The sequence below is a fragment of the Peptoniphilus stercorisuis genome, assembly GCF_017874395.1.
Taxonomy (GTDB): Bacteria; Bacillota; Clostridia; order Tissierellales; family Peptoniphilaceae; genus Anaerosphaera; species Anaerosphaera stercorisuis.
The window spans coordinates 1-12,671 of sequence record NZ_JAGGLJ010000025.1 but is presented as its reverse complement, the minus strand read 5'-3'; the positions used below and the strand labels follow the sequence as shown (position 1 = coordinate 12,671).

Here is a 12,671-nt window from a genome sequence, read left to right as displayed (position 1 = left end):
TCAAAAAGCCTTAGGATACTTATCTCCCTTAGAATACAAATTAAAATATCTATAATATTTTATTTGATGTGTACTTGACAGGGCATAGTATCTATTGGGTGATTTTTTTATTGGAATTGAGATTCGTAAAGATCTTTATAAATTCCACCTTGTTTAATTAATTCTTCGTGATTACCTTGTTCTACAATGGCTCCATGATTCATTACTAAGATTAAATCAGCATTTCTAATTGTAGAAAGTCTATGAGCTATTATAAAGCTAGTTCTACCTTTCATTGCTTCGTCCATTGCCTTTTGAAGAAGATGTTCAAGTCTTGTATCTACTGAAGATGTTGCTTCATCTAGTATCAAAATTTCAGGATCTGCAATTAAGGCTCTTGCAATTGTTATAAGTTGCTTTTCTCCTTGTGATAAGTTTGATGATTCTTCATTTACAACAGTTCTATATCCATCAGGAAGTGTTCTAATGAAGTGATCGGCTCTTGCAAGTGTTGCAGCTTCTATTACTTCTTCAAAAGTTGCATCAAGTTTACCAAATTTAATATTTTCTTCAATAGATGTAGAGTATAGCCAAGGACTTTGTGATACTACTCCAAAAAGCGATCTTGACTGATGTTTAGAAAGTCTATTTACATCAATTCCATCTATTGTAATATTTCCTCCATTAATATCATAAAATCTCATAAGCAGATTAATAAGAGTAGTTTTACCAGCTCCAGTAGGGCCTACTACTGCAATAGTATCTCCAGGTTTTACATTGATATTAATATTTTCCATTAGAAGTTTATCAGGAGAATATCCAAATTTAACATTGTTAAAATCAATAGCTCCATCAATTTTTTCTTGAGATAAATCAATACTTTCAAGTACATCATAATCTTCTTCTTCCTCTAATATCTCTACAACTCTAGTAAGAGATGCAGATGCAGTTTGTAAAAGGTTAGTAAGTTGTGTAATATTTCCAACAGGTCCAGCAATTTGCCATACATATTGTATAAAGGCATGTATTTCACCAATTGCCATAGGAGATACTAATACAAGACCAAATAAAACAAGAGGTTTATTTAATACTGTTAGAACAAGTAATAAGAATAATGCAATATAGGAAAAGTGAATTACAGAACTTAAAAGTGGATTAATAGTACTTGATAAAAAGTTAGCTTGAAAACCTGTTGTATTAAGTTTTTCATTTACTTTTTTAAATCCTTCTATTGATTCTTCTTCTTGTCCAAATAATTGTATTACCATATGACCTGCATAGTGCTCTTGTGTATATCCATTTAAATCTCCAAGAGAATTTTGTAGTTCTTTAAAATGTGGATCAGATTTTCTTGTGATTTTTTTAAAGGCAAATACACATATTGGAATTATTAATAATGAAATAATTGTAAAAAATGGAGATAGATAAAACATAAAACAAATACTAAATAATGTATAAAGTAAAGATCCAAGTATATTTAAAAGTGATTGTTGTAGTGCTTCACTTATTACTGTTACATCTGTTGTAACTCTACTTAGTATTTCTCCTTGTTGTCTTGAATCATAATAAGACACAGGAAGTTTATTTAATTTATCATAAATACTTCTTCTTAAATCAAGAGTAGTATTTTGAACAGCATCAGAAAGTAAATAATTAGATACATAATCTCCAATTGCATCAGTAATTCCCACAATTACTATTATTAGGACGATTTTTCCAATATAATCAAAATTTATACCTCCAACATTTGTATTAACACGAGTTGCAATATTTCTAGCAAGTTCAGAAATTGCAAGTCCTATTAGAAAAGGGGGCATAGCACGAGAGATATTACAAATTATTGAAAAGAAAAAAGCAACTGAATATTTTTTCTTATAAGGTTCCATAAAAGATAATAATTTGTTGAATTTTTTATTCATCGTTCTAATTCCTCCTTTGTAAGTTGTGAGCTTGCTATTTGATAATATACTTCACAGGATTTAAGAAGCTCTCTATGAGTACCAATACCAACGACCTCACCATTATCTATTACAAGGATTTTATCAGCATCCATTACAGTTCCAACTCTTTGAGCTACTATGAAAAATGTAGCATCTTTGATTTCATCTTTAAGTCTATGTCTTAAAATAGAATCAGTTTTATAATCAAGAGCAGAAAAGGAATCATCAAAAATATAAATAGGTACATTACGAGTAAGAGCTCTTGCAATACAAAGTCTTTGTTGCTGTCCACCTGATAAGTTTGTACCACCTTCAGATAGAACTCTTTCAAAGCCTTCGGGAGTTGAATTTATAAACTCCTTTGCTTGAGCAATATTTGCAGCTTTTTTTAAATCTTCCATTGATGCATTTTTATTTCCAAATTGTAGATTTTCTTTAATAGTTCCAGAAAATAGTGTTGATTTTTGAGGAACATATCCAATATTACCTCTTAAATGATCTAAATTATAATCCCTGATGTCAATATCATCTATTAGAATAGAACCCTCACTTACATCTACAAGTCTTGGAATAAGTTTCATAATAGTAGATTTACCAGAACCAGTAGATCCTATAAAGGCAATTGTCTCTCCAGGTTTAGATTTAAATGATACATTTTTAATTACAGGTTTTTCTGAATCATTACTATAGGCAAAGGAAACATTTTTAAATTCTACATATCCTTTAATAGTATTATTTTTTATAGCATTCTTTTTAGATTTAATATCTGGAGTTTCATCCATTACTTCTTTTATTCTTGTAATTGCAACTTGTGCTCTTGGAAGCATCATTAAAACAGCTCCAAGCATTAAGAAGGAAAGAAGTGCCATAAATACATATTCAATAAAGGCAACAAGCATTCCATATTCTAATACACCATCATTTACTTGAATAGCTCCTACATACATTACAGAAGATTGAACAACAGTAAAAATTAATGTAAATACAGGAGAAATAAAGGCAACAGTTTGAAATAGCTTTTTAGAAATATTTGCATAATTTAAACTTGAACTTTCAAATTGAGAAGCTTTAAAATCCTCTCTATTAAATCCACGAATTACACGAAGTCCAGTAATAGACTCTCTAATTTGAAGATTAATATTATCAAGTCCCTTTTGTTGTCTTTCGGAAAGTGGCTTAGTTTTAGTATTTATAAGTGCAATTGTAATAACCATCATAGGTATTGCAAGTACAGTAATAAGTGCAAGGGATCTACTTTGTCTAAATATTAAAAATACACTTACAATAAACATAAACGGAGCCATTATTCCTATTCTTAGAATAACAATTAAAAATTGCATAATAGTATATGCATCTGTACCAGTATTTGTAATTAGTCTAGAAACACCAAATTTATCGAAATTATCCTTAGATAAAGATTCTATTTTTTCAAATAGATCATTTCTAATATCACGAATGACATTTGAAACAAGTTTATTTGATGAATAGGCAAGTAGGATTAATAATAAAAGACCACCAATTGCAAAAAGAAACATAATTAAGGATAGTTTTAGAATATAAGAAATATTCTGATCCATAAAATTATTGTTAATACCCATTGCAATAATAGTTGGGATTCCAAGATCAATAAGTAGAAATCCTGATGCAGAAATTAAATTTAAAAAAAGATATCTTTTGTATCTTTTTAAGTAATTTAATACAAATTTCAATTAATAACCTCCTTTTAATTAAATTTGAAAAAACTCATTATTATATAGATACCTACTAATAGTAGAACCTATGCAATAGAGTAAAACTTATTTTAATAATAAAAATAAATGATTTTAAATAAAAAAAAGACTACCAAACCTAAAAAGGAATGATAGTTCGATGTTCTAATTAAAAATAAACAACTCATATTATTAAAATTGTGGTGCACACGAGAGGAATCGAACCCCCGGCCTACGCTTTAGGAGAGCGCCGCTCTATCCTACTGAGCTACGTGTGCAAAAGTCTACTATTATTTTATATTAATAAATTTTATGTGTCAATAGAAGTGAAATAAAAAAGGTGATGCATTGCACCACCATAATTATTCTTAAAATTTATCTTTAATTATTCTTCTTCATCTCTTCTTTTTAAATTATCTAGATAAATTGGTATTCTTGTTTTTAATTTCTTTTCTTTTTCAATTTGTTCTATATCTTTTTTATTGTTTTTAAAAAATTTATCTTCATTTACAATTTGTCTATTTTTAACAGCAAGTGTGCCGTTTTTGTAGACTTCTGTGCATAAATTTGTTGCAAAGAAATATAGTAAATAGTCTAGGTTTTTTGCCTCGAAAATTGCAATATCAGCATTTTTACCAGCATCTAAACTTCCTATATTTTTAGCTCTATCTACTGAATAAGCTGCATTTATAGTAACTGCATTAAATATTTCATTTGGCTCAAGTTTCATTGCAAGAGCTCCAAGTTGCATAATAAATTGAATATTTGCAGTAGGACAAGATCCAGGGTTTGAATCTGTTGTAAGTGTAATTGCCATTCCTTCATCTATCATTTTACGTGCTGGAGCATAGGAGTCTTCCATTAGTGAAAATGTAGTTCCTGGAAGAAGATTTCCAATTACTTCTGCTTCTGCAAGTTTTTTAATATCTTCATCTGTAACTACCATAAGATGCTCTGCTGATGTTGTCTTTAGTTCTGCTGCAACTGAGGATCCGCCAATTGACTCTATTTCATCTGCATGGATTCTTGTTTTTAGACCATATTTTTGTGCTTCTTTTAAAATTTTATAGGACTGTTTTGCTGTAAAAACTCCCTTTTCGCAGAAGACATCGCAAAATTCTGCGAGATTCTCTTCTTTTACAAGAGGAATCATTTTAAGAACTTCATCTACAAAATCATCTGGATTTTCTTTGTATTCAAAGGGAATAGCATGAGCTGCCATAAATGTAGAAACTAAATCTATTGCAAGATTTTCATCAAGAGATTTTACAACTTCCATTTGTTTTTTTTCATTTTCCCAGTCTAGACCATATCCAGATTTTGCCTCAACTGTTGTAACGCCGTGAAAAATCATATGATCTAAGAGTTTTTTGGATTTTAAATATAGTTCATCAAAGTCTGCTTTTTGAGTTTCTCTTTGAGTTGAAAGTATTCCTCCACCTCTTTTTAGTATATCTAAATAAGTAAGTCCTTTTAATTTATCTGCAAATTCATGTTCACGACTTCCTCCATATACTAAATGAGTGTGGCAATCTATAAGCCCAGGCATTGCAACATGGTTTGATCTTTCTATTAGTTCTGTTTCTTCTCCAACTAAATCCTCTGGAACATCGCCTTCTCCAACTTCATAAATTTTATTGCCATAAATTGCAATATATCCATTTTTTAAGATTTTTGCCTCTTTCATCTCATCTCCTCTAAGGGGATGACCTAGATCTATTGGGCAAAATATTTCATTTAGATTATAAATAATTTTATCTGCTATCATATTTTCTCCTTCTTTGTAGTATAATTTATATAAATTAAATATTGTCTTATATTATATTAGATTTTTCAAAGATTAAAGTTTATATATTTACAATTTAATTATACCCTTAAGCACAATAAAAATAATATTGATTATATTTTTAGGGTATTATATATGAGATAAAGTTTGTTGTTATAAGGAGGAATAAAATGATTACTAATGACGATATTAAAAATTCAATGACTATTTCACTTGATTTTGAAGAGCTTCCTGATAAGCCAAGTTTTGAAAAAGGCATAAGAAGAGCACCTGACAGAGGATTTCACCTAAATGAAGCACAAACAGAAATTGCACTTAAAAATGCTCTTAGATATATTCCACAGAGATTTCATGAGGAGTTAATCCCAGAATTTTTAGAAGAACTTAAAACTCGTGGAAGAATTTATGGATATAGATTTAGACCAGAAGGACGAATCTATGGAAAACCAATAGATGAATATAAGGGAAATTGTATTGAAGGTAAGGCTTTTCAAGTTATGATTGACAATAATTTAGACTTTGAAGTTGCGCTTTATCCTTACGAACTTGTTACTTATGGTGAAACAGGATCAGTTTGTCACAACTGGATGCAATATAGACTTATAATGAAGTATCTTGAAAATTTAACAGATGAACAAACATTAGTAGTTTCATCAGGTCATCCTGTTGGATTATTTAAATCTAAAAAAGATGCGCCAAAGGTTATTATTACAAATGGTCTTTTAATTGGTCTTTATGACAATATTGAAGACTGGGAAATAGCTGAGGAGATGGGAGTTACTAATTATGGTCAAATGACTGCAGGTGGATGGATGTATATAGGACCTCAAGGAATTGTCCATGGTACATTTAATACACTTTTAAATGCAGGAAGACTTAAACTTGGTATTCCTGAAGAGCGAGATTTAGCAGGAAAACTATTTGTAACATCAGGTCTTGGTGGTATGAGTGGAGCTCAAGGTAAGGCTGCAGAAATAGCAAAGGCTGTTGCAATAGTTGCAGAAGTTGACTTATCTAGAATAGAAACTAGACTTGAACAAGGTTGGATTTCAAAACTTGCACAAAGCCCTGAAGAAGCTGTAAAACTTGCCTTAGAATATCAAGATAAAAAAGAGGCAATGAGTATTGCATATCATGGAAATATAGTTGATCTTTTAGAATATATGGACAAAGAAAATATTCATATAGATTTATTATCAGATCAAACATCATGTCACAATGTATATGGTGGTGGATACTGTCCTAGTGGAATTACTTTTGAAAAGAGAACTGAACTTCTTGCAAGTGATGAAAATAAATTTAGAGAACTTGTAGATGAAACTTTGAAAAAACATTTTGAAGTTATTAAAAATCTTGTAGCTAAGGGAACTTATTTCTTTGATTATGGAAACTCTTTTATGAAAGCTATTTATGATGCAGGAGTAAAAGAAATTTCTAAAAATGGAATTGATGACAAAGATGGATTTATTTGGCCATCATATGTTGAAGATATTATGGGACCACTTTTATTTGATTATGGATATGGACCTTTTAGATGGGTTTGTCTAAGTGGAAAGCACGAAGACTTAGTAGCAACTGATAAAGCTGCAATGGAAGCAATAGATCCAAATAGAAGATATCAAGATAGAGATAATTATAATTGGATTCGTGATGCTGAAAAAAATAGCCTAGTAGTAGGTACTGAAGCTAGAATTTTATATCAAGATGAAGAGGGGAGAGTAAATATTGCCCTTGCATTTAATAAACTTGTAAGAGATAAAAAAGTTGGACCTATTATGATGGGTAGAGATCATCATGATGTATCAGGAACAGACTCTCCTTTTAGAGAAACATCAAATATTAAAGATGGATCTAATGTAACAGCAGATATGGCTGTACAATGTTATGCAGGAAATGCTGCAAGGGGAATGAGTCTTATAGCTCTACACAATGGTGGTGGAGTTGGAATTGGAAAATCTGTAAATGGTGGATTTGGACTTGTACTTGATGGATCACAAAGAGTTGATGAAATTATAAAATCATCACTTAGCTGGGATGTAATGGGTGGAGTAGCAAGAAGAAACTGGGCAAGAAATGAACATGCTATGGAAGTTTCAATGGAATTTAACAAAAAACACTCTGGTAAATCTCACATAACTATTCCATATATTGCAGATGAAGACTTAGTAAAAAAATCAGTAAAAAATATATTTAAATAAAATTAATTTAGAGAGCAAGTTAGCACTTGTTCTCTTTTTTATATAAAAACTTTAGTATAATGTATTGATAAATAATTAAAATGATATATAATAGAAACATTATACTATTATATAATAATAACTATAGTAGTGGAAATTGATTAAAGGGAAGTGAATTTTATGAAAGTTACAAAGATTAGAATAGGGACAATATCTGTTCCATTAAAGGTACCTTTTAAAACAGCCATTAGAACTGTTGAATCTGTAGAAGATGTAATTATAGAAATACATACTGATACAGGTGAGGTGGGATATGGAGAGGCGCCGCCTACTGGGCTTATAACTGGAGACACAAAAGGTGGAATAATTGGGGCCATAAGTGAGCAGATTTCTAAAGTTGTAATTGGCAGAGACATTGATGATTTTGAAGAAATAATGAAAGATGTGCAAAACTCTTGTATGTACAATACTAGTGCAAAGGCAGCAGTTGACATGGCACTTTGGGATTTATTTGGGCAGAAATTAAAATCACCTGTTTATAAAATTCTAGGAGGAGCAAAAAATAGCTTAATTACAGATATAACTATCTCTGTAAATTCCCCTGAAGAAATGGCAGAAGATGCAAAAGATGCAATTAAAAGAGGATATGACTGTTTAAAAATAAAAGTTGGAAAAAATCCTTCATTAGATATAAAAAGATTAAAGGCAATAAGAGATGTAGTGCCAGAAAGCACAATGATTAGAATAGATGCAAATCAGGGATGGGACAAAAAAGAATCTGTAAAAATATTGTCGCAAATAGATTCAGAAGGACTTAATATTGAATTTTGTGAACAACCTGTAAAAGCTAATGATATAGAAGGATTAAAATATGTTACAGACAATTCGCCAATAAAAATTTTAGCAGATGAGTCAGTATTTTCAGCAGAAGATGCTCTAAAAATAATGCAAATAGGAGCAGCTGATATGGTAAATATTAAACTTATGAAATGTGGCGGAATTTATAATGGGCTTAAAATTGCAACACTTGCAGAAATCTATGGCATAGAGTGTATGATTGGATGCATGCTAGAGGCGAAAATATCTGTAAATGCAGCAGCACATCTTGCCTGTGCAAAATCAGTAATAACAAAAATAGACTTAGATGGACCAGTATTATGTAGTGAAGATCCAATAATTGGAGGAGCAGTCTTTAATGAAAAGAAAATCACTTTAAGTGAAAATGCTGGACTTGGAATAGAAACAATAGAAAAAATTGAATATATAGACATTTTAAGATGATAGGAGAAAAAAGATGATAACTAATGGATTTACTTATATTGCAGTGCTTATTTTCTTTGCTGCAATTTTAATAACAATAGAATCAAAAAAGAAGCTGAAATTTTTTGAATATGTTCCACCAATAGTTCTTTTATACTTAGGAACAATGATACTATGTACTGTAAACTTCTGGGACTTAGAAGCTACAAAACCAGCTTACTCGGCACTTAAAAATAATATACTATATGCAATGATATTTTTAATGCTACTTAGATGTGATATAAGAAAAGTTTTAAAACTTGGACCAAGAATGTTATTTACATTTTTTACAGCATCAATATCCATCTCAATTGGGTTTATTCTAACTTATGCAATAATGCATAAATATTTAGGACCAGGAGCATGGAAAGGACTTGCTGCACTTTGTGGAAGTTGGATGGGTGGATCTGGAAATATGGTTGCAATTCAAGCAGCACTTAATATTTCAGAAGCTGAAATGGGATATGCATTAGTAATAGACTCAATAGACTATTCTATTTGGGTAATGTTTTTACTTTGGGCAATAACAAAAGCTCCAGTATTTAACAAATGGACAAAGGCAAATACAGAAGTTTTAGATGAAGTAAGTAGATCAATAGAAATAGAAATGAAAGAAAATAAAAAAGAAATCACCTTTCAAAGTATAATGCTTCTTACAGGAACAGCGCTATTTGTATCAGCTATAACACAAAACTTAGGAGTTTATTTTAATAATATAATGCCGCTTTTTGACAAAGCAACATGGACAGTTATATCAATAACAATAATAGCTTTAATTGCAGCAACAACACCAATAGGACAAGTTGCAGGATCAACAGAACTATCAAATGTATTCTTATATACAATAGTTGCACTACTTGCATCAAGAGCAAATCTTGCAGAACTACGCGACGCACCAATATGGATACTATCTGGATTTATGATACTAGGATTTCATGGAATAGTAATGGTAGTTATGGCGAAAATATTTAAACTAGATATGTTTACATCAGCAGTAGCATCTCTTGCAAATATTGGAGGAACAGCATCAGCTCCAGTTCTTGCAGCAGCATATAGTGGATCATTAGTTCCAGTTGCAATACTTATGGCACTAATGGGATATATAGTAGGAACCTTTGGAGGACTTATAACAGGAAATATAATGAGCATATTTGGATAATTAGAAGTAGAGAAATCTACTTCTTTTTTTATTTAAAATTAGACATAACAAAATATTGTTTAGAAATCAAGAATCATTGGTATATAATAAATGTTTGATATTAATATTAATTATATAAAATAAAGGAGCATTATTATGTTTGACTTAAAAGGTAAAGTAGCAGTAATAACAGGAGCTTCATCAGGGCTTGGCGCAGATGCAGCAATAGCTTATGCAAAATCAGGAGCAAATGTAGCACTTCTTGCAAGAAGAATAGAAAAACTAGAAAATGTTGCAGAAGAAATAAAAAAACTAGGCGTTGAAGTAATAGCTGTAAAATGTGATGTTTCCAATGAAGAATCAGTAAAAAAAGCAGTAGAAGAAGTATTAAATAAATTTGGTAAAATAGATATTCTTCTTAATAATGCAGGAGTTGCAGTAAGAGGAGATGTAGTAAATCTTAAAGAAGATGAATGGGATAGATCCTTTAACACTAATGTAAAAGGAATATATCTAATGAGTAAATATGTAATTCCAAATATGCAAAAAAACAAATACGGTAAAATCGTAAATGTTGCATCAATAAATGCAGTAATAGGAGATAAACAAGATATATTTGTAAGACATTCATACAATGCATCAAAATCAGCAGTAGTAGGACTTACTATGGGAATGGCAACATATTATGGAAAAGATAATATTACAGTAAATGCCGTAGGACCAGGATTATTTGAATCTGAAATGACAGAATCTACATTATTTAAATCAGATGACTTTATGAAAATGTATAGCGCACAAAACCCAATGAGCCGTGCAGGAAAAAGAGGAGAATTAAACGGACCAATACTTTTTCTATCATCAGATGAATCAAGCTATGTAAATGGTCAATTTATTGTAGTAGATGGTGGAATTAAATTTGTATAAAAATTTTAAAAATGTATAAAAATATAAAAGTAGTGTGCATACACTACTTTTTTTAATTTGAGTTAGATTTAAATAGACAATTATTAAATTTGCCAAAAAAACTAATAGTCTGTATTATCAATATAAGAATTAGTGATTTTAGCCTACTAATATAATTCTTTCAATAATATATGGTATTTATATGCTTATTAATGTAAAATATTATAAGAAGAGCTAATAAAAAGGGGTAAAATATGGAAACAAAAATTATTGCTGATACAGGTTGTGATTTAACTCATGAACTTGTTGAAGAATTAAATATTGATTTACTTAGCATAATTGTAACTCATGAAGAAGTTGAGTATAAAGATAGAATAGATATAACACAAAATGAGATTTTTGAGAAACAAAGAAATGGTGAGTCTTTTTCTACATCACAAATACCACTATTTGAATACTTAGAAACATTTGAAGCTTATGCTAAAGAGGGTGTTGATTTTATTTATCTTTCACTATCATCAGGAATGACAGGTGGATTTAATAATGCTCTTATGGCTATTAGGGAATTAGAAGCAAAATATCCAAATGTAAAAATGAAAGCTCTTGATTCAAAAGCAGCATCAGTAGGATATGGACTTGAAACTTATTATTTGGCAAAAGCTGCTAAAAAAGGTGCTGATTTTAATGAACTAATTGAACTATGTGAATTTTTATCTGAAAATATAAAACATGTATTTACAGTATTTGACATGGAGTATCTTTATAGAGGTGGAAGAATTTCAAGAGCTCAAAAATCAATAGGTAAAATTTTAAATATTAGACCTATTATAATAGCAGATGCAGAGGGCAAACTTAGTGTAGTTGAACTTTCACGTGGAAATAAAGTCTATAAGAGAATGATTGAAATAATAGAAGAAGAAACTAATGGAAGAGACCTATCTAAGGATATAATGTTCCCAGTATATGGTGAAGAAAAAGAGTTAATAGAGATTTTTGAAAAGAAACTTAATATTTTAAGTGAAAATATAACTCTATTACCTCAAAGATTAGGTTCAGCAATAGGAACACACACTGGACCAGATATTGTAGGTGCTGGATATTTAAGAGAAGAAATTCCTGAAAAGTTTAGGAGTTATTATGAATAAAAAAACAAAGACAGTGGCTCTTATAATAGTTCTTGTAGCTGCAGTTATTTATGCGATATTTAGTAGTAAAAATAAAGGTGCTACAAATGTTGGATTAACTGATGAACATTTTGAAAAGATTGAGCTTACATCAGATTTTAATAAAGATGAGTTAAAAAAAGCATCGGAAGAAGCTGTACTTTTAATAAGTAATTTAGATTTTGATAAACTTTTAGAGAAAAGCTCAAAAGAATTTAAAGAAATTTTTGGATCGGATACAAAAAGTGTTAATAAAGAAAAAGAAACAGTTAAGAAAATTATAGGAAAAAAAGGCAAGTTTGAAAATGTAAATACAGGGGAAATAGAATGTTATAAAGATAAAAAAACAGGACTTGTATTTGCAATAGTAAATTCAAAGGCTAAATATGATAAAGGCTCTATTAAATATGCAATAAGTTTTAATGAAGATAATGAAATAATTTCTTTTTATTTAAAGTAAATATAAAACAAAAAAAACTGGGTTAAGATACTATGCCCTGTCAAGTACACATCAAATAAAATATTATAGATATTTTAATTTGTATTCTAAGGGAGATAAGTATCCTAAGGCTTTTTG

General features: G+C 29.9%; 9 protein-coding genes and 1 tRNA gene. 6 read left to right on the top strand and 4 right to left on the bottom strand.

Features of this window, described 5'->3' with window-relative positions; all coding sequences use genetic code 11:
• Positions 1-107 precede the first annotated feature (107 nt).
• The 4 genes from J2Z71_RS08595 to hutI all read right to left on the bottom strand — a co-directional run bounded on the left by J2Z71_RS08595 (position 108) and on the right by hutI (position 5,396).
• Positions 108-1,898 (bottom strand): ABC transporter ATP-binding protein, encoded by a 1,791-nt coding sequence (locus J2Z71_RS08595; protein WP_210062221.1) that lies wholly within the window; start codon positions 1,896-1,898, stop codon positions 108-110.
• Positions 1,895-3,628, bottom strand: coding sequence for an ABC transporter ATP-binding protein (locus tag J2Z71_RS08590; protein WP_210062219.1), 1,734 nt, complete (start codon positions 3,626-3,628; stop codon positions 1,895-1,897). Before J2Z71_RS08590 ends, J2Z71_RS08595 begins: the two co-directional genes overlap by 4 nt.
• Before the next feature lie 201 nt (positions 3,629-3,829).
• A tRNA-Arg gene (locus J2Z71_RS08585) sits at positions 3,830-3,906 on the bottom strand.
• Positions 3,907-4,013: 107 nt separating this feature from the next.
• A complete protein-coding gene (gene hutI, locus J2Z71_RS08580) occupies positions 4,014-5,396 on the bottom strand; it encodes an imidazolonepropionase (protein ID WP_210062217.1) in 1,383 nt (460 codons plus the stop codon).
• 188 nt (positions 5,397-5,584) lie between these two features.
• Between hutI and J2Z71_RS08575 the strand changes: the two genes are divergently transcribed.
• From J2Z71_RS08575 to J2Z71_RS08550, 6 genes are all read left to right on the top strand, one after another.
• On the top strand, positions 5,585-7,612 hold the full coding sequence (locus tag J2Z71_RS08575; protein ID WP_210062216.1) for a urocanate hydratase: 2,028 nt from the start codon (positions 5,585-5,587) through the stop codon (positions 7,610-7,612).
• A 159-nt stretch (positions 7,613-7,771) separates the two neighbouring features.
• Positions 7,772-8,872 carry a dipeptide epimerase gene (locus J2Z71_RS08570; RefSeq protein WP_210062215.1) on the top strand — a complete coding sequence of 367 codons (1,101 nt, stop codon included), beginning with the start codon at positions 7,772-7,774 and terminating at the stop codon, positions 8,870-8,872.
• A 13-nt stretch (positions 8,873-8,885) separates the two neighbouring features.
• Entirely contained in the window at positions 8,886-10,049 is a 1,164-nt protein-coding gene (locus tag J2Z71_RS08565) for a DUF819 family protein (protein WP_210062214.1), read from the top strand.
• Positions 10,050-10,184: 135 nt separating this feature from the next.
• Entirely contained in the window at positions 10,185-10,952 is a 768-nt protein-coding gene (locus J2Z71_RS08560) for an SDR family NAD(P)-dependent oxidoreductase (protein ID WP_210062213.1), read from the top strand.
• A 233-nt stretch (positions 10,953-11,185) separates the two neighbouring features.
• The gene (locus tag J2Z71_RS08555; RefSeq protein WP_210062212.1) at positions 11,186-12,076 is read left to right on the top strand and encodes a DegV family protein; all 891 of its coding nucleotides are present in this window, start codon (positions 11,186-11,188) and stop codon (positions 12,074-12,076) included.
• Entirely contained in the window at positions 12,069-12,554 is a 486-nt protein-coding gene (locus J2Z71_RS08550) for a DUF3887 domain-containing protein (RefSeq protein ID WP_210062211.1), read from the top strand. The genes J2Z71_RS08555 and J2Z71_RS08550 overlap by 8 nt, the downstream gene beginning before the upstream one ends.
• Positions 12,555-12,671: the final 117 nt, after the last annotated feature.

Excerpts from the sequence above, each read along its gene's own strand:
- J2Z71_RS08595 (WP_210062221.1), bottom strand. The coding sequence starts at position 1,898 with ATGAATAAAAAATTCAACAAATTATTATCTTTTATGGAACCTTATAAG.
- hutI (WP_210062217.1), bottom strand. The coding sequence starts at position 5,396 with ATGATAGCAGATAAAATTATTTATAATCTAAATGAAATATTTTGCCCA.
- J2Z71_RS08575 (WP_210062216.1), top strand. The coding sequence starts at position 5,585 with ATGATTACTAATGACGATATTAAAAATTCAATGACTATTTCACTTGAT.
- J2Z71_RS08570 (WP_210062215.1), top strand. The coding sequence starts at position 7,772 with ATGAAAGTTACAAAGATTAGAATAGGGACAATATCTGTTCCATTAAAG.
- J2Z71_RS08565 (WP_210062214.1), top strand. The coding sequence starts at position 8,886 with ATGATAACTAATGGATTTACTTATATTGCAGTGCTTATTTTCTTTGCT.
- J2Z71_RS08560 (WP_210062213.1), top strand. The coding sequence starts at position 10,185 with ATGTTTGACTTAAAAGGTAAAGTAGCAGTAATAACAGGAGCTTCATCA.
- J2Z71_RS08555 (WP_210062212.1), top strand. The coding sequence starts at position 11,186 with ATGGAAACAAAAATTATTGCTGATACAGGTTGTGATTTAACTCATGAA.
- J2Z71_RS08550 (WP_210062211.1), top strand. The coding sequence starts at position 12,069 with ATGAATAAAAAAACAAAGACAGTGGCTCTTATAATAGTTCTTGTAGCT.